Source organism: Novilysobacter selenitireducens (genome assembly GCF_020026895.1).
GTDB classification, from domain to species: domain Bacteria; phylum Pseudomonadota; class Gammaproteobacteria; order Xanthomonadales; family Xanthomonadaceae; genus Lysobacter_C; species Lysobacter_C selenitireducens.
Map to the genome: position 1 here is coordinate 581,369 of NZ_JAINZW010000002.1, position 17,557 is coordinate 598,925.

Here is a 17,557-nt window from a genome sequence, read left to right on the forward strand (position 1 = left end):
GCGTCAGACCACCGCATAGTTCAACAGCGGTTTGACCGTGCCCCACTCCTTGCAACTCGGACACTGCCAGTGGTGGCTGCGCGCCCCGAACCCGCACCGGTTGCACCGGTAGCTCGGATTGCGCACCAGCAGCTGGTCGGTGATGTGCTTGAGGTCATGCAGGGTCGCCATCGGGTCGGCACCCTCTGCCAATGTGAGGTCGATCAACGCTGCCTCGCCGCGCACCGAGGGGCGGTCCTTGAGTTGCTGCGCAAGATAGGCGCGGGCCGCAGCGACGCCCTCGCCCGCTTCCACCATGCGTGTCAGGGCCAGTACCGGGGCGATGCCTCGATAGTGCTCGCACATCTCGGCGAGGAACGCCCGGGCACCGGTGACATCGCCGGTCTCCTCGTAACTGGACAGCAGCGACGGAAGCACTTCCGGCAGGTAGTCGGGGTCGTTGCGCGCCACGCGTTCAAACGCCCGTATGGCCGCCGGGTGGTGCCCCGCCTCCACCTCGATGCGGCCTTCGATCATGCCGGCGCGCACCGAGTTTGCGTCGGCTTCGTAGGCCCGAGCGACGGCCAGCCGTGCCTCGTCAACCTGTCCTGCCGCGCGGTGCCGGTCGGCCAGCTCGCACTCGAACTGGGCGATCAGCTTGCCCATGGGCTCGCCCGTCGCCGCCTCGAAGCGCTGGGCATTCTCGATGGCCTTGTTCCAGTCACGCTCGGACTGGTAGATACCGATCAGATGGCGCAGCGCCAAGGGTGCACGCATGTCCAATGCCACCAAGTCGCTGAAGACCGTCTCGGCACGATCCAGCAGTCCGGATCGCATGTAATCCTCGCCCAGTGCCAGCAATGCCTGCACCTTCTGCTGGTCGCTCAGGCCGGGACGCTGCACCAGCGCCTGGTGGAGGCGGATGGCGCGGTCGACCTCGCCCCGCCGACGGAACAGGTGGCCAAGCGCGACCTGGGTCTCGAACGTGTCCTTGTCGAGCTCCGCGATATGCAGGAACAGTTCGATGGCCTTATCGGGCTGCTCGTTAAGCAGGTAGTTCAGGCCGCGGAAATAGGTGGTCGACAACCGGCTGACCTGCGTGTCGCTGTGCCGCTCACCTCCACGACGGCCTATCACCCAGCCACTGACGGCGGCAATCGGCAGCAGCAGGAAGAACCAGAACCACTCGCTGATGAAGGCCATCGATCAGGCCTCCGGGCGGACGCTTACAGGCCCGGCATTGGAATTGGGCGGCGCCATCGCACGTTCGCGCTCAAGGCGCGACAGGCGGCGTCGAAGCGGGAGCACGACGGCCGCGCTGACCGCCAGCCCCCCCACCAGGACACCGATCAGCAGCGAAACGAGCAAGGCGATGCCGAGCGTGGTCGAGATCACGAGGATCCCGAAGTCGATCTGGACCAGGTCGCGGTTGAGCGCGCCGACGATGGCGCCCGTCGCTAGACAGGCAAATGCAACCAGGATGCGTATCAGGCGCATGCGGGACGTTCTCCTTCTGTCATGCGGGCCACAGCTTAGCCGACGCGCCCGCCCTTACCGCACTGGGTCGATTCCGGCGCCTTCAGGCCGCGTCGTCGTCCAGCGGCATGACTGCGCTGACACGCTCGCGCAGCTCCTTCCCCGGCTTGAAGTGCGGGACATGCTTGCCCTGGAGGGCAACGGACTCGCCCGTCTTAGGATTGCGGCCCATGCGCGGCGGCCGGTAATGGAGCGAGAAGCTGCCGAAGCCGCGGATCTCGATCCGCTGCCCGTTCGACAACGAAGCGCCCATCATGTCCAGCAACGCCTTGACCGCCATGTCCACGTCGTCTCCCTTCAGGTGGGGCTGGCGCTGGGACAGGATTTCGATCAGCTCGGACTTGGTCATGGCGTATGGCGACTCCCCCTGCGGCCTCGGCCACGCCACCAGACGGCCGCCGGACTCTTTACACCGTGCCGGACACGGACTGACGCGGATGAACACGGCTGGATGACGCCCTTCCGTGCCGATCCGCGTCAAGCCGCGCGCCGGCGAATCTGAAACACAACACACGTGCAGCACTACTTCCAAACCGGAGGCGGCCCCGCGAAGGGCCGCCTCCATGCTGCTTGCCGGATTACTCCGACTTGCTGCCCAGCTGCTCGCGCAGCAGCGCGCCCAGCTTGGTGGTGCCGCTGGCGGCGTCGGCGTGGGCACGGTTGTAGTCGGCCACGGCCTCCTGCATCTCCGCCTCGTCCTTCGCCTTGATCGACAGCTGCATCGTGCGGCCCTTGCGGTCCATGCCGATGAAGCGTGCCTCGACGTCGTCGCCGACCTTCAGGTACTTGGTGGCGTCGTCCACGCGCTCCTTGGCGATGTCGCGCGCAGCGACGTAGCCCTCGATGCCGTCGGCCAGTTCGATCGTCGCGCCCTTGGCGTCGACTTCCTTCACCTTGCCGTTGACGATCGAACCCTTCGCGTTGGAGGCCATGTACTGGCCGAACGGGTCCTGCTCCAGCTGCTTGACGCCCAGGCTGATGCGCTCGCGCTCCGGGTCCACCGCCAGCACCACGGCTTCAAGCGTGTCGCCCTTCTTGAAGTTGCGGACGATGTCCTCGCCCGTGGTGTTCCAGCTGATGTCCGACAAGTGGATGAGGCCGTCGATGCCGCCATCCAGGCCGATGAAGATGCCGAAGTCGGTGATCGACTTGATCTGGCCCTCCACCTTGTCGCCCTTCTTGTGCAGCACGGAGAAGGTCTCCCACGGATTGGAGGTGACCTGCTTCATGCCCAGCGAGATGCGGCGACGCTCCTCGTCCACGTCCAGCACCATGACCTGCACGTCGTCGCCGACCTGCACGATCTTGGACGGGTTGACGTTCTTGTTGGTCCAGTCCATCTCGGACACGTGGACCAGGCCCTCGACGCCCGGCTCGATCTCGACGAACGCGCCGTAATCGGTGACGTTGGAGACCTTGCCGAACACGCGCGTCTGCGACGGGTAGCGGCGGGCGATGTTGTCCCACGGATCCTCGCCCAGCTGCTTGAGGCCCAGGCTGACGCGGTTGCGCTCGCGGTCGTACTTGAGCACGCGCACGTCCAGCTCCTGGCCGACTTCCACCACCTCGGACGGATGGCGCACGCGCTTCCATGCCATGTCGGTGATGTGCAGCAAGCCGTCGATGCCGCCCAGGTCCACGAACGCACCGTAGTCGGTCAGGTTCTTGACCACGCCCTTCAGCACGGCGCCCTCGACCAGCTTCTCCATGAGCTGCTCGCGCTCCTCGGAGTGCTCGCTCTCGACCACCGCACGGCGGGAGACGACGATGTTGTTGCGCTTGCGGTCCAGCTTGATCAGCTTGAACTCGAGCTCCTTGCCTTCCAGGTAGGTCGAGTCGCGCACCGGGCGCACGTCGACCAGCGAGCCGGGCAGGAAGCCACGGACGTCCTTGATGTCGACGGTGAAACCACCCTTGACCTTGCCGCTGATGCGGCCGGTGATGGTCTCGTTCTTCTCGAGGGCTTCCTCGAGCTCGTCCCACACCATGGCGCGCTTGGCCTTCTCGCGCGACAGCACGGTCTCGCCGAAGCCGTTCTCGATGGAGTCCAGCGCGACCTTGACCTGGTCGCCCTCGGCCACGTCGATCTCGCCGGCGTCGTTACGGAACTGTTCGATCGGGACGATGCCCTCGGACTTCAGGCCGGCGTTGATCACCACGACGTCGCCGCGGACTTCCACGACGGTACCGGTGACGATGGCGCCGGGCTTCAGCTTGGCCAGGTACTGCTGGCTCTGTTCGAACAGTTCGGCAAATGATTCGGTCATTGGAAAAATACTCGGTTGATGACACAGACCGGCACAGCGGCCGGTCCACCCGTTGTCGGCCTGCGCGGGATTGCGTATGGCCGTGAGTGTTGTGGTGGATGACCCTCCGGGACTTACCGGCGGGGACTTGCTGCTGCATCTGCTACGGCGCCTTGCCCTGCACCGTCGCAAGGACGCGCCGGACCACTTCGTCGATGCCGATGCCGGTGGTATCGATGCAGACCGCGTCGTGCGCAGCCTTCAGCGGGGCCACCGCGCGATTGGCATCGCGGGCGTCACGGGCTAGGATCTCCCGTAGCAGACCCGCCAATGTAACCGGAACCCCCTTGTCTTTCAACTGCTTATAGCGCCTTTCGGCCCTTTCCTCGGCGCTGGCGGTGAGAAAGACCTTGTGGGCGGCGTCCGGGAAGATCACCGTGCCCATGTCCCGTCCGTCGGCCACCAGCCCCGGCGGCTGCCGGAAGGCACGCTGGCGGTCCTTGAGCGCCGACCGGACTTCCGGGATGGCGGCGATGGCGGAGGCCGCGGCTCCCGCCGTTTCCGTGCGCAACTCGGCGGTGGCGTCGGTACCATTGATCAGCACCAGCAGCTCATCGCCCTCTTCACGGAATGTGATGTCGGTGTCGAACGCGCAGCGCACCAGCGACGATGGGTCGGCCAGGTCGATGTCACCCCACCCTGCCGCGACGCCAATCGCCCGGTACAGCGCGCCTGAGTCGAGGTAATGCCAGCCCAGCTCCCGGGCGACGAGGCGGCTGATGGTGCCCTTGCCGGAGCCGGACGGGCCATCGATGGTGAGCACGGGGGCGGCCGAGGGGGCGGCAGCGGAGTGGTTCGGGGGGGCGTTCGTCATCCCGCTATTATGAATGCGTCGCGCCACGGCGGACGCCCCGCGGGGGCGATGCGCCGAGGCCCCGGCGAAATAAATCGCCCAAGCGCTTGATTCGCCAATCATTGCCCCGCTATACTCGCGGGCTTGATTTCTCCTATCCGTTGCCGAGGTCTGTCATGAAGGTCCTGTCCTCCCTGAAGTCGGCGAAGGCCCGTCACCGCGACTGCAAGGTCGTTCGCCGCCGTGGCAAGGTCTTCGTGATCTGCAAGTCGAACCCGCGTTTCAAGGCGCGCCAGCGCTGAGTCACCGGGGCCCGGTACCGCCGGGCATCGCACGAAAGGCCGCCGGAAGGCGGCTTTTCTGTTTTTGGCGACGGCTGGGGCCGCATCGCATCCGCTCCGGGCCGCAGGCCACATCGGGGCCCGGCCGGTGTGATTAGAATCGACCCCCGCGCGAATGGCGCCGACGACGAGGCCGACACCATGAACCATCGCATCACCGCCCTTCTCTGCGCTGCGCTGCTCGCGCTGCCGCTGTCGGCATCCGCCGAGACGCTGCTGATCGAGCGCGTCCAGGACGAGAACGCCGTAGCCCTGCCCACCCGCGGGCTGAGCATGGCCGAAGTCGAGGCCCGACACGGCGCGCCCGCCGACCGCATGGACCCGCGCGGCGGCCAGAAGAGCCAATGGCCGACCATCCACCGCTGGGTCTATCCCCAGTTCACCGTCTACTTCGAGCAGAACCGGGTGATCGACGCCGTGCTCAACAAGGCCGACCCCACCGAAGTCGGACCGAAGCCGGCGATCCGCTGAGCGATCGACCCACCCTGCCGCCCCGCCGGGGCGGCCGCCTACCAGTACCCCCATGACCAATACCTACCGATTCCCCGCGGAGTGGGAGCCCCAATCCGCGGTCCTGATCGCGTGGCCGCACGCCGGCACCGACTGGGCCGACCGCCTCGAACAGGTCGAGGAGACCTACATCGCACTGGTAGAGGCCATCACGCGCTTCCAGCCGGCAATCGTCTGCGTGTCTGATGACGACGTGCAGGCCTATGCCCGCGCGCGCCTGGCCTCCGCACGGATCGACATGGAGCGCGTGCATTTCATCGACGTGCCTTATGACGACACGTGGTTGCGCGATTCGGGTCCTATCACCCTCGATGGCGCCGGCGGCCACCGTTTGCTGGATTTCCGCTTCACGGGCTGGGGCGGCAAGTTCGAGGCCAGCCAGGATGATCGGCTGGTCGAGCACCTGCATGCGGACGGTGTGTTCGGCGATGCCGAACGCAGCACCATCGACTTCGCGCTGGAAGGCGGTGCCATCGACACGGACGGCCGCGGCACGCTGCTGACCACGTGGCAGTGCCTGCACGAGCGTCACCCCGATGCGAGCCGCGAGGAACTCACCGCACGCCTGGCCGAGTGGCTGCAGCAGGACCGCGTGCTGTGGCTCGACCACGGCTACCTGGAGGGCGACGACACCGACGCCCACGTCGATACGTTGGCGCGGTTCGCCGCGGTGGATGCCATCGTCTATCAGGGCTGCGACGACCCGTCGGACTCGCATTACGCCGAGTTGCAGGCCATGGGCCGCGAGCTGGCCGCCCTGCGCACGACGGACGGTGCGCCGTACCGCCTGTTCGAACTGCCGTGGGCGCCGCCGGTCATCGATAACGGGCGCCGGCTGGCAGCAAGCTACGCCAATTTCCTGATCGTCAATGGCGCCGTGCTGATGCCCGCCTACGGGCAGGACGATGCTGGCCGGCGCGTCGACCAGGCGGCAGCCGACGTGCTGTCGCAGGCCTTCCCCGGGCGCGAGATCGTCCAGGTGCCATGCCGTCCGCTGATCTGGCAGAACGGCAGCCTGCACTGCGTCACGATGCAACTGCCCGCAGGCGCGGTGGGTACCTTGACCTGACGCGTACGATGCAAAGGCCTGCCGGCGCTACATCTTTTACGGGCCCCGCGCCACCCAAATGTTGAGCCGGCGCCCCACGGCGCCCTTCTGTCTCCAACCGGTTCCACAACGCCATGATCAAGACCACCCTGCCCGTCGCGCTTATCCAGGAGCGCAACCACGGCGATGCCGACGCCAACCTCTCGGTGATCGAAGAGCGCGTGGCCGAAGCCGCGCGTCGCGGCGCGCGCCTGGTGCTGCTGCAGGAGCTGCACAACGGCGCCTACTTCTGCCAGCACGAGTCGGTCAACGAGTTCGACCTGGCCGAACCGATCCCCGGGCCCAGCACCGAGCGCCTGTCGAAGCTGGCCAAGGCGCACGGCGTGGTGCTGGTCAGCTCGCTGTTCGAGCGCCGCGCGGCCGGCCTGTACCACAACACCGCGGTGGTGTTCGAAGCCGACGGCTCGATCGCCGGCAAATACCGCAAGATGCACATCCCCGACGACCCGGGCTTCTACGAGAAGTTCTACTTCACCCCGGGCGACCTGGGTTTCGAGCCGATCGATACGTCGGTGGGCCGCCTGGGCGTGCTGGTGTGCTGGGACCAGTGGTATCCGGAAGGCGCGCGCCTGATGGCGCTGGCCGGCGCCGAACTGCTGCTCTACCCCACCGCCATCGGCTGGGACCCGGACGACGCCCAGGACGAGAAGTCGCGCCAGCGCGACGCGTGGATCCTCAGCCATCGCGGACACGCCGTGGCCAACGGGCTGCCGGTGCTGTCGTGCAACCGCGTCGGCCACGAGACCTCGCCCATGGGCACGTCGGGCATCGATTTCTGGGGCAGCAGCCACGTGCTGGGCCCGCAGGGCGAGTTCCTGGCCGAAGCCGGCGGCGAGCCGCAGATCCTGATGGCCGAGGTCGACCTGCAGCGCAGCGAGCACGTCCGCCGCATCTGGCCGTTCCTGCGCGACCGCCGCATCGATGCCTACGGCGACCTGCTGCGCCGCTACCGCGACTGATCCGTTGCGCCTCGACACCCCAATCGAACACCGCCCATGACCGACGCCGTTGCCCCCGAAGCCACCCTGCCCGCCGACTGGCGCGCCCAGCCCCACGAGGTGGTCGAACGCGATGGCGTGCGCTACACCCTGCTCGGCACCGCGCACGTGTCGCGCGCCAGTGTGGAGGCGGTGCGTGATGCCATCGCCGGCGGCGGGTTCGACGTGGTCGCAGTGGAACTGGACGAGAACCGGCTCAAGGCGCTGACCGACCCCGACACGCTGGCGCGGTTGGACCTGGTCGAGGTCATCCGTAGCGAGCGCACCGCGATGTTCGCCGCCAACCTCGCCCTGTCGGCCTACCAGCGCCGCCTGGCCGAGCAGTTGGGCATCGAGCCCGGCGCCGAGCTCAAGCGAGCCGTGCTGGAGGCGCGCCACCGCGACCTGCCGGTACACCTGGTCGACCGCGATGTCGGCCTGACCTTCCGGCGTGCGTCGGCGCGCCTGGGCTTCTGGGGCCGCGCCAAGCTGATGGGCGGGCTGCTGGCGTCGCTGCTGGCGGAGGAGTCCGTGGGCGACGACGAAATCGAGAAGCTCAAGCAGGGCGACATCCTGGAAGCCAGCTTCAGCGAGTTCGCCAGCGACAGCCCGGCGCTGTACGAGAGCGTCATCGCCGAGCGTGACCGCTACATGGCCGCGCGCCTGCGCGAAGTCGGCGAAGGCATCGGCGGCGAGCCGCTTGCCGCGGGCACGGAGGTCCTGGCCGTCGTGGGTGCCGGCCACCTGCAGGGCCTCGCCCGCCACCTGCGCGAAGACACCGTTGGGGCGACGGTCGAGCGCGAGTCGCTCGAAGCGTTGCCACCAAAGAGCAACGTGCCGTGGTTCACCCTGTTCCTGGCGGCCTTCGTGCTCGGCGGCTTTGCCTGGGGCTTCTGGCAGGGCGGCGTCGACGTGGGCGCGGACCTGCTGCTGCAATGGGCACTGACCACCGGCGTCCTGGGCGCGATCGGTTGTGCCATCGCCGGCGGCCACCCGTTGAGCATCCTGGTGGCCTTCCTGGCATCGCCAATCACCCCGCTCCACCCGGCGCTGGCGTCGGGTACGTTGAGTGCGCTGACCGAAGCTTGGCTGCGCAAGCCCACCTACGCCGACTTCATGGCACTGCGCGATGACGTGCAGACGGTGAAGGGCTGGTGGCGCAACCGCGTTTCGCGCGTGCTGCTGAACTTCTTCCTGACCAGCCTGGGCACCGCCATCGGCGTGTGGACCGGCGGCCTGCGGATGCTGGGCACGCTGTTCGGCTGAGGTGCCGGCGGGCTGGTGCCCGCCTTGCGTGACTTGCACTGCAGGAGCGACGTGAGTCGCGAATGTCGCTGCATCGAAGGTTCGGGTCGCGACTCACGTGGCTCCTACGCGTGCACCGGCGATCGCGGCTGAGGCCGCTCCTGCAGGTCCTCTATTACTCCGGGCTCATGGCGACCACGGCGCCTTCGGCGGGGGCACGCCCGCGCCGGGCACGTGCGCGACGGATGACGCGCGACGTGCCGTTGCTGAGGTCGTCGAGGATGGCGTAGATGGTCGGCAGGAACAGCAGGCTGACCACCGTGGAGAACGCCAGGCCACCGGCCACCGCGCGCGCCATCGGCGAGTACGTCAGGCCACCCAGCAGCACCGTGTCGCTGAAGGAGATCGGCACCATCGCCAGGATCGCCGTGCCCATCGTCATCATGATGGGGCGCAGGCGTTCGCGGCTGCCTTCAACCAGCGCGTCGGTGCGCGACAGGCCACGGCGGCGCAGGTTGTTGATGTGCTCCACCATCACGATGCCGTTGTTCACCACCACGCCCATCAGCACCAGGATGCCGATGAAGGCCATCACCGAGAAAGTAGTGCCGGTCAGCCAGAACAGCCAGAACACGCCGAACACCGAGAACAGCACGCAGCTCATGATCGCCGACGGGAAAAGCAGCGACTCGAACACCGCGGCCATCACCACGTAGATCATCACCAACGCAATCAGCAGGTTGAACATCATCTGCTGGCTGGCTTCCTCGTCGTTCTGGAACGCGCTGCCGTCGAAGCTGTACCCATAGCCGGCCGGGAACGAAACCGCACCCAGCGCTTCCTCCATCGCCTTGCGTGCGTCGGGGACGGTGGTCTCGCCGTTGAGGTTGGCCTGGATGGTCAGCGTGGTCTGGCGGTTGGTCCGGCTGATCTGGGTGGCGGACGGCGCTACGTCCAGGTCCACCATTGCCAACAGCGGCACGGTCCGGCCATCGGGCGAGCGCACCATGAACCCGCCGATGTCCTCGATACCGTAGTCGTCGGCACCGGAGAAGCGCACCCACACCGGCACCTCGGTGTCGCCGCGGTTGAACTCGCGCAGCTGCGCACCGCGCAGAGCCAGTCCGACGAAGGTTGCGACCTGCTGCGAGGTGAAGCCGAACGAGGCCGCTCGCTCGCGGTCGACACGGACGTTGAGCTCGGTGTTCTGGTCGCCGGCGTCGACGCGCACGTCGCGCAGTTCGGATCGGCGCGAGAGGATCGGCACGATGTCGTCGGCGAGATCGGTGAGGACCTGCGTCGAATCGCCCACCAGCTGCACCTGCACCAGTTGGCCCGGGCCACCGCCCTGGTCGCCGTCGCCGCGGAAGCCCAGTTCGGTCCGCGCCGACTTGGGCAGTTCCTTGCTGATCTCGTCGGTCAACGGCTTCGTGTCGCCCACGTCTTCGTCGAAGGTGATCATCGTGCCCGCATCGCCCTGCTCGCTGAAGTACGAGTACACCTGGGTGATGCCAAACCGCTCGCGGTTCTCGTCCAGGAAGTCCTCGACCCGAAGCACCTCGTCGGACATCTGCTCCTTCGTGTAGCTGCCCTTCCACTGGTAGAACAGGTAGGCCTCGTTGCCGCCGCCACCGCCGAACATGTCGAACTTGGTCTGCGTCATCGGCACCAGGCTCAATGCGACGATCAGCACGATGCCGATCACGCTCCAACCGCGGTGCTCCAGCGTCCAGCGCAGGAAGCCGGCGTAGCGGGACTGCAGGCGCCGGATCACGCCGCCCTGGGCGGCCACGGCCGGGGGCGTCTTCATACGCGCCGACAGCATCGGGATCAGGCTGACGGCCACCAGCCACGACGCCAGCAGCGACACCGAGATGGTGATCGCGATCTGCGACATGAAGATGCTGATGTTGTTGGTCTCGCCCAGCAGGTTCGGCACGAACACGATGCAGTGGCACAAGGTGCCGGCCGACAGCGCGATCGCAACGTTGCGGGTGCCGATGATCGACGCCTGCACCGGTTGGTCGGGCATGCGCTCGCGTTCCTGGTAGATGCTCTCCACCACCACGACGGCGTTGTCCACCAGCATGCCGACGGCCAGCAGAAGGCCCATCAGCGACAGGATGTTGAGCGTGACGCCGGCGAAGTACATGAAGCCCAGCGTCATCACGAAACAGATCGGGATCGCCAGCGTCACCATCAATGTCGATGGCCAGTGGCGCAGGAAGAAGAACAGCACCGCGATCGACAGCAGCAGGCCGATTCCGCCCGCCTCGGCCAGCTCCAGCAACGACGAGGTGACTTCCTCGCCCTGGTTCTGGATCACCTTGAAGTCGATCCCGCGCAGCTCCGGGTCCTGCTGGATTTCGGCGACCTCGGCCATGACGGCATTGGACACTTCCACCAGGTTGGCATTGCGCTCCTTGAAGATGTCCAGGCCCACGGCGGCACGTCCATCCAGGCGGCGTCCGTAGTCCATGCGCGCGGGCTTGAGCCGCACCTCGGCAATGTCCCCAAGGCGCAGGCCGCTGTCGGCGATCACGAGGTCGCGCAGTTGCTCGAGGTTTTCCAGTTCACCGACCGGCTGGACGCGAAGGCGGCGTCCGGCGTCATTGATCTGTCCGGCCGACACCGAGAAGTTGACCGCTTGCAGGCGCTGCGTCAGGTCGTTGAGCACCAGGTTGTGCGCCGACAGCCGCTCTGGGTCGATGGCGATCTCGACTTCGTTCGGCGGCGCGCCGCTGATTTCCACGCGCGCAACGCCCGGGATGCGGTCGATGCGGCGCTTCATGGTGCGGTCGATCAGGTCGTAGGCACCGGTCAGGTCGGTATCGGCCGCCAGGCGGACGCGCAGGACGGCTTCATCGCTGGTGGAGAACTTGAAGACGAAGTACCGCTGGAAGTCCTCGGGCAATTCGTCGCGGATCGCGTCGATGCGCTCACGCGCCTCCGAGGCGGTGATCGCGATGTCCTTGTCCCAATCCGAGAACTCGATCGGCAGGCTGGCGCCGTCCGATCGCGCGCGCCCTTCCATGCGCTTGATGCCGGGCATGGTCGCCAGCGCTTCCTCGGTTGGACGCAGGATCTCACGCTCGACCTCTTCCGGCGTCGAGCCGGCGTACGGCATCTGCACGAACAGGAATGGCGCCGACACGTCCGGCAGGGCTTCCAGCGGCAACCGGATGGCCGCGATCAGGCCGACCACGAACATCGACACGAACAGCATCACCGTCGTGACCGGACGCCTCAGGCTGAGCTCGGCGATGCTCATGCAGGCTGGTCTCCAATGGAAGCGGACCCGGAATCAGCCGGAGGCGCGTCCTGCAGCTTGGCGCGGCGCGCACGGGCCAGGTAGTGCTCGTCCGCGCGGCGGTCCAGCAGGTCGTAGACCACGGGGATCACGACCAGCGTGAGCAGTGTCGACACCAGCAGGCCGCCGATCACGGTGATCGCCATCGGCGAGCGGACTTCTGCGCCCTCGCCCATGGCAATCGCCAGCGGAAGGAAGCCGAACAGCGTGCACAGCGTGGTCATGATGATCGGCCGCAGGCGCGAGCGTGCGCCCTCCACCAGCGCCTCGCGCTTGGCCACGCCGGCCTCGCGCAGCTGGTTGACCTTGTCGATCAGGATGATCGCGTTCTTGGTGACCAGGCCCACCAGCAGGATCAGGCCGATGAACACCACCACCGAGATCGTGTTGCCGGTCACCAGCAGCGCCAGCACCGCGCCCACCATCGCCAGCGGGATGGTGAAGAGGATCACGAACGGGTGCAGCAGCGATTCGAACTGCGAAGCCATCACCAGGTAGACCAGGAAGATCGCCAGCCCGAACGCGAACAGCAGCGAGTTCAGCGACTGCGCCAGCTCCTCGCCCTGGCCGCCGATGTGCATCTGCACGTCGGTGAGCGGATTGGCGGCCACCATCTGTTCGACCTCCTGCACCGCGGCACCCAGGTCGATGTCGCGCAGGTTGGCCGAAACGATCGCCACGCGCGTCTGGTCGGCGCGGTGGATCTCGCTCGGGCCGGTGGTGGCGACCACGTCGGCGACCGACGACAGGCGCACCGATCGCGCGCTGCCCGGGTTGACGATCAGCTGGCGGATGTCCTCCACCGACGCGCGGTCGCCCTCCTGCGCACGCACCAGCACGTCGATCTTGCGATCGCGGAAGCTGTAGCGGGTGGCCACTTCGCCGCGCACTTTCTTGACCACCGCATCGGCGATCTGGCGCGTGGTGAGGCCGAGCGACGCGGCACGGTCCTGGTCGAAGCGGATCTGGATCTCCGGGAAGCCCTGCTCCACCGTGGAGCTGACGTCGGCGTAGTGCGGGTTGTCCCGCAGCATCGCCGCCATCTGCTGGCCGGCGCGCTCGAGCGACTCCAGGTCCTCGCCGCGCAGTTCAATCTCCAGCGGGGTGGAGAACGAGAACAGCTGCGGGCGGCTGAAGTCGACCTGTGCACCGGCCTGGTCGGCCATGCTGGCACGCAGGCGCTCGGTCACCGCGGCTTCGACCTCCTCGCTGCCGCCGTCGGCCATCACTACCGTGAGCTTGCCGATGTTCTCGCCGCTCTCGGTGGGGTTGGCATCCAGCCGCGTACCGGCACCGCTGACGCCGTACAGCGCATGCACGCCCGGCTCTTCGGCATGTTCGCGCTGCAGGTCGCGCACCACCGCATCGGTATCGCTCAGCGGCGTGCCCGGCGGCAGCTTGACCGTCATTTCGAACCGGTCCTGCGCCAGTTGCGGGATCAGGTCCGTGCCCAGCAGCGGCACCATCAGGATGGCCAGCACGAATGCGCCGGCGGCCGTGCCAAGTACCAGCATCGGACGCGCCATCGCGGCGGGCAGCAGCTTGAGGTAACCGCGCTCGGCCCGGCCGTACGGCGCCATCGCGACGTCGCTGGCCTTGCGCATGACCGGGCTGACGACGGCCACCAGGCCACGCCACGCCCGGACGATCGCCCAGGCGATGCCGAAGAACACGCCACGCACGCCCGCACCCGCACCACGGCCGGCCAGTGCCAGCGGCTTCTGCAGCTTGGAACGCGGCTCCCAACGCGGATGCGCGGGCTCCTCGGGGAACGCCATCGGCGGTCGGCCCTTCAGCGCGCTGAGCATCGGGATCAGTGTCATCGACACGACCAGCGAGATGGCAATCGCGATGGCGACGGTCAATGCCTGGTCGCGGAACAGCTCGCCGGCGATGCCTTCCACGAAAACCAGCGGCAGGAACACGGCAATCGTCGTCAGGGTCGACGCCACGACCGCCATGCTGACCTCGCGGGTGCCGACGATGGCTGCTTCCAGCACGCCCAACCCGCGCTCGCGCGCCTTGGCGATGGACTCCAGCACCACGATCGAGTCGTCCACCACCAGGCCGGTCGCCAACGCCAGGCCGCCCAGCGACATGACGTTGAGGCTCAGGCCCAGCTGGCCCATGAAGAAGAACGTGGTGATGATCGAAACCGGCAGCGACAGCGAGATCACGAACGTGCTCCAGCCGTCGCGCAGGAACAGGAAGATGATCAGGATCGCCAGCATGCCGCCGATCACCGCGTCCTTCTTGACGTCGCTGATGGCGTGGCGGATGAACTGCGACTGGTCGTCGATGACGGTCAGCTCGATGTCATCGGGCACCTGCTCGCGGATCTGCGCCAGGCGCGCCTCGATGGCATCGGCGGTGGCAACGGTATTGGCGTCACCTTCCTTGTAGATCGCCAGCTCGACCGCTTCGCGACCGCCCAGGCGGATGATGGCTTCGCGCTCCTTGTAGCCCTGGCGCACGTCGGCGACGTCGCGCAGGCGGATCGGCATGCCGCCGGCCACGGCATTGCCGCCGGACGACGTGCTCTGCACGGAGGCGGCGGCAGCCATCGCATCGGCCGAACCGGTCGCGGCCGCGACACGGGCCATCTGCTCGGCCGCGCTCTGCGCCGCACCGCCATCCGGGCCCTGCGTGGTGACCAGCATGTCGCGCATTTCCTCGACGCTGGCGAACTGGTTCACCGTGCGCACGAGGTAACGCTGCGAGCCCTCTTCCAGCCGGCCGCCGGAGACGTTGACGTTCTCCTGGCCCAGGCGCTGGATGACGGTATCGATCGGCAGGTTGAGCTGCGCCAGGCGCTGCTGGTCGATGTCGACCTGGATCTCGTCCTCGAGGCCACCGCCGACCTTGACCGCGGCCACGCCTTCGACCGGCTCGAGCTTCTTCTTGAGGTCGTCGTCGGCGTAGCGGCGCAGCTCGGTCAGCTGTCGCACCACCTCGCCTTCACCGGCGTCCGCCGTGCCCTTGGCCGCCAGCGCGATGCGCAGGATCGGCTCGGTCGACGGATTGAAGCGCAGCAGCACCGGCGGTGCGGCTTCCAGCGGCAGGTTGAGCGACTCCATCTTGTCGCGCACGTCGAGCGTGGCCTGGTCCATGTCGGTGCCCCAGGCGAACTCGAGCACCACGTCGCTCTGCCCGGTGCGCGACACCGACTTGAGCTTGCGCAGGCCCTTCACCACGCCGACGGCTTCTTCCACCGGCTCGCTGATCAGCGTCTCGATCTCCGCCGGCGCCGCGCCCGTGTATTCGGTACGGACCGTCAGGGTCGGGTAGCTGAGGTCGGGCAGCAGGTTGACCTTGAGGTTGCCGAGCGCGATCAGTCCGAACAGCAGGAAGCTGATGGTGAACATCGCCACGGTGACGCGGCGACGCGTGGAGAACTCGACCAGGTTGAACGGCGGTGCAGGCGGGTGCAGTGCGGGGTCGAACCCGTCCTTCCCGTGCGGCGGCGGGGTGTGCGTGGAATCGCTCACGTGTCGTCCTCGGGATTACTGCTGGTTGTCGTCGTTGTCTTCGGCTTTGGCAGCGGCCGGCTTCGCCGCGGCCACCTGCGTGGCCTTGGGCTGGCCGACCACCTGCACCAGGCTGCCTTCGCGCAGCGCGGCCTTGCCCGCCACCACCACCTGGTCGCCGGTCTTCAGGCCTTCGCGTACTTCGACCCACTGCCCGTCCACGTAGCCGAGCTTGACCGGCACGCGCACGGCCTTGCTCTCGCGCACCACGAACACCGCCGGGTCGCCCTCGCCGTCCAGCAGCGCGATGCGCGGCACCGTCAGTGCGTTGGCGCGCTGGTCGTAGGCGATGCTGATGCGGCCGAACATGCCCGGCTGCAGCAGGCCGCCGCCTTCGAACGCGCAGATCACGCGGAACGTGCCGCTGCCGGCATCGACCACCGGCGCCACGCGATCGACACGACCGGTGAAGGTCTGGCCCGGCAGCGAGTCCACCGTCAGTTCAACCGGCAGGCCGGCTTTGAGCGTCGCGAGTTCGCGCTCGGGCACGTTGAGCACGGCCTCCAGCTGCGAGGTGTCCACGATCCGGAAGATCGGCGTGTTGATCTGCACGAAGTTGCCGGTCTTGATAGACCGCGAGGCCACCACGCCGGAGATCGGCGCGGTAACGGACGCGTAGGAGACCTCCAGGTTGGCCAGGCGGTTGGCCGCGCGCGCGTTGGCCAGGTCGTACTTGATCTGGTCGTTGTCGTTGGCGCTGAGCAACTGCTGCTCGGCCAGTTGGCTGGAGCGCTGGTAGTTGTTCTGGAGCTTGGCGACCTGCGCGGCGGTCTGTGCGGCCTGCAGGCGTGCGCGGTCGGCATCCAGCCTGACCAGGGTCTGGCCGGCGCGGACGACATCGCCCTCCTCCACCATTACCTGCAGCGCGACACCGGAGGTCTTGGCCACCACCTGGGACTCGCCCAGCGCCTCCAACGGTGCAGTGCCCGTGTAACTGGCAGCCACCGCACGCAACGAGGCGGCGGCAACCTCCACCGGCACCGCCTCCTCGGCCGGCGTTTCCTCGGTGGTCTTGGCGTCGGCGGCCCCTTCGCCGCCCTTGCAGGCAGACAGGGCGAACGCGCCGGCCAGCGCGACGACGAGGGCGCGAACCAGGATGAGTCGGCCGCGGAACAGGATGGAGTGACGCATGGTGGGGCCCCGATTTGGAAGTGTCGTTGTTGGGTGGCCTGGACGCCGGCCCTGCTCCGCGCCCGGCCGTGCCGGCGGGCTGCATGAACAGGCCTGCGGACAGGCGTATGTCGGTGTTGTATGAAGGTATATCACCGGTAACGCGGCCGGCATCCGCCGAAGGTCATGGTGACTGCCGTCATCGCCCCCGGCGGCTGGCTGCCTCTGCCGCGACCCGACCCGCGCACGATGGCATTCGCGTGGTCCGGACCGGCGCGGCAGCCCGCAACACTGGTGATGCGGAACCGGGGCGCTTCGTTGCAGTGACCGTGCGGGCTATACTGGGCGACTTGTGCGCAGCGGCACACCGCCGTGCCCCAACGCGCAGCCAGCCATTATCCTTCGCTAGCCAAAGAGATTGCGGACAACGACATGATGCGACCGCTCACGATCGCCGCCTGCCTCGCCCTGGGTGCCATTGCCCCCATCGCGATGGCCCAGGACACCGCCCCCGCCGCTGCCCCGGCCGCCCAGCCCGCCGCCGATCCGGCGCCTGCTGCCGGCAACGCCGAGAACGGCCGGATGCTGACCTACACCTGCCAGGGCTGCCACGGCATCGACGGCTACAAGAACGCCTACCCGAACTTCCACGTGCCCAAGATCGGCGGCCAGTCGGCGCAGTACCTGCGCAACGCGCTGACCGGTTACAAGGACGGCACGCGCAACCACCCGACCATGCAGGCGCAGGCGCAGAGCTTTTCGGAGCAGGACATCGCCGACATCGCCGCGTTCCTTTCGAACCTGAAGTAAGCGAG

General features: G+C 67.5%; 14 protein-coding genes. 6 read left to right on the plus strand and 8 right to left on the minus strand.

What is annotated here, in order from left to right; genetic code table 11:
• Window positions 1-3: 3 nt before the first annotated feature.
• The 5 genes from lapB to cmk form a co-directional block, all read right to left on the minus strand.
• Window positions 4-1,182, minus strand: coding sequence for a lipopolysaccharide assembly protein LapB (lapB, locus tag K6753_RS06430; RefSeq protein ID WP_223675463.1), 1,179 nt, complete (start codon window positions 1,180-1,182; stop codon window positions 4-6).
• 3 nt (window positions 1,183-1,185) lie between these two features.
• Complete coding sequence (locus K6753_RS06435) at window positions 1,186-1,476, minus strand: LapA family protein (protein ID WP_223675464.1); 291 nt, start codon at window positions 1,474-1,476, stop codon at window positions 1,186-1,188.
• 82 nt (window positions 1,477-1,558) lie between these two features.
• Window positions 1,559-1,864 (minus strand): integration host factor subunit beta, encoded by a 306-nt coding sequence (locus K6753_RS06440; RefSeq protein ID WP_223675465.1) that lies wholly within the window; start codon window positions 1,862-1,864, stop codon window positions 1,559-1,561.
• 229 nt (window positions 1,865-2,093) lie between these two features.
• Window positions 2,094-3,782 (minus strand): 30S ribosomal protein S1, encoded by a 1,689-nt coding sequence (gene rpsA / locus K6753_RS06445; protein ID WP_223675466.1) that lies wholly within the window; start codon window positions 3,780-3,782, stop codon window positions 2,094-2,096.
• Window positions 3,783-3,924: 142 nt separating this feature from the next.
• On the minus strand, window positions 3,925-4,635 hold the full coding sequence (cmk, locus tag K6753_RS06450; RefSeq protein ID WP_223675467.1) for a (d)CMP kinase: 711 nt from the start codon (window positions 4,633-4,635) through the stop codon (window positions 3,925-3,927).
• Window positions 4,636-4,790: 155 nt separating this feature from the next.
• Between cmk and ykgO the strand changes: the two genes are divergently transcribed.
• The 5 genes from ykgO to K6753_RS06475 all read left to right on the plus strand — a co-directional run bounded on the left by ykgO (window position 4,791) and on the right by K6753_RS06475 (window position 8,816).
• The gene (ykgO, locus tag K6753_RS06455) at window positions 4,791-4,916 is read left to right on the plus strand and encodes a type B 50S ribosomal protein L36 (protein ID WP_010342887.1); all 126 of its coding nucleotides are present in this window, start codon (window positions 4,791-4,793) and stop codon (window positions 4,914-4,916) included.
• Between the two features lie 180 nt (window positions 4,917-5,096).
• A complete protein-coding gene (locus K6753_RS06460; RefSeq protein WP_223675468.1) occupies window positions 5,097-5,426 on the plus strand; it encodes a hypothetical protein in 330 nt (109 codons plus the stop codon).
• Between the two features lie 52 nt (window positions 5,427-5,478).
• Window positions 5,479-6,534, plus strand: coding sequence for an agmatine deiminase family protein (locus tag K6753_RS06465; protein ID WP_223675470.1), 1,056 nt, complete (start codon window positions 5,479-5,481; stop codon window positions 6,532-6,534).
• 113 nt (window positions 6,535-6,647) lie between these two features.
• Window positions 6,648-7,532, plus strand: coding sequence for a carbon-nitrogen hydrolase (locus K6753_RS06470; protein ID WP_223675472.1), 885 nt, complete (start codon window positions 6,648-6,650; stop codon window positions 7,530-7,532).
• Window positions 7,533-7,568: 36 nt separating this feature from the next.
• Entirely contained in the window at window positions 7,569-8,816 is a 1,248-nt protein-coding gene (locus tag K6753_RS06475) for a TraB/GumN family protein (protein ID WP_223675474.1), read from the plus strand.
• A 154-nt stretch (window positions 8,817-8,970) separates the two neighbouring features.
• Here the strand turns inward: K6753_RS06475 and K6753_RS06480 are convergent, their stop codons facing one another.
• The 3 genes from K6753_RS06480 to K6753_RS06490 all read right to left on the minus strand — a co-directional run bounded on the left by K6753_RS06480 (window position 8,971) and on the right by K6753_RS06490 (window position 16,763).
• Window positions 8,971-12,066 carry an efflux RND transporter permease subunit gene (locus tag K6753_RS06480; RefSeq protein ID WP_223675476.1) on the minus strand — a complete coding sequence of 1,032 codons (3,096 nt, stop codon included), beginning with the start codon at window positions 12,064-12,066 and terminating at the stop codon, window positions 8,971-8,973.
• A complete protein-coding gene (locus K6753_RS06485) occupies window positions 12,063-15,536 on the minus strand; it encodes an efflux RND transporter permease subunit (protein ID WP_223675723.1) in 3,474 nt (1,157 codons plus the stop codon). Before K6753_RS06485 ends, K6753_RS06480 begins: the two co-directional genes overlap by 4 nt.
• 72 nt (window positions 15,537-15,608) lie before the next feature.
• The gene (locus K6753_RS06490) at window positions 15,609-16,763 is read right to left on the minus strand and encodes an efflux RND transporter periplasmic adaptor subunit (RefSeq protein ID WP_223675478.1); all 1,155 of its coding nucleotides are present in this window, start codon (window positions 16,761-16,763) and stop codon (window positions 15,609-15,611) included.
• A 414-nt stretch (window positions 16,764-17,177) separates the two neighbouring features.
• Here K6753_RS06490 and K6753_RS06495 point away from each other — a divergent pair, with 414 nt between their 5' ends.
• Window positions 17,178-17,552 (plus strand): c-type cytochrome, encoded by a 375-nt coding sequence (locus K6753_RS06495; RefSeq protein WP_223675724.1) that lies wholly within the window; start codon window positions 17,178-17,180, stop codon window positions 17,550-17,552.
• Window positions 17,553-17,557 lie beyond the last annotated feature (5 nt).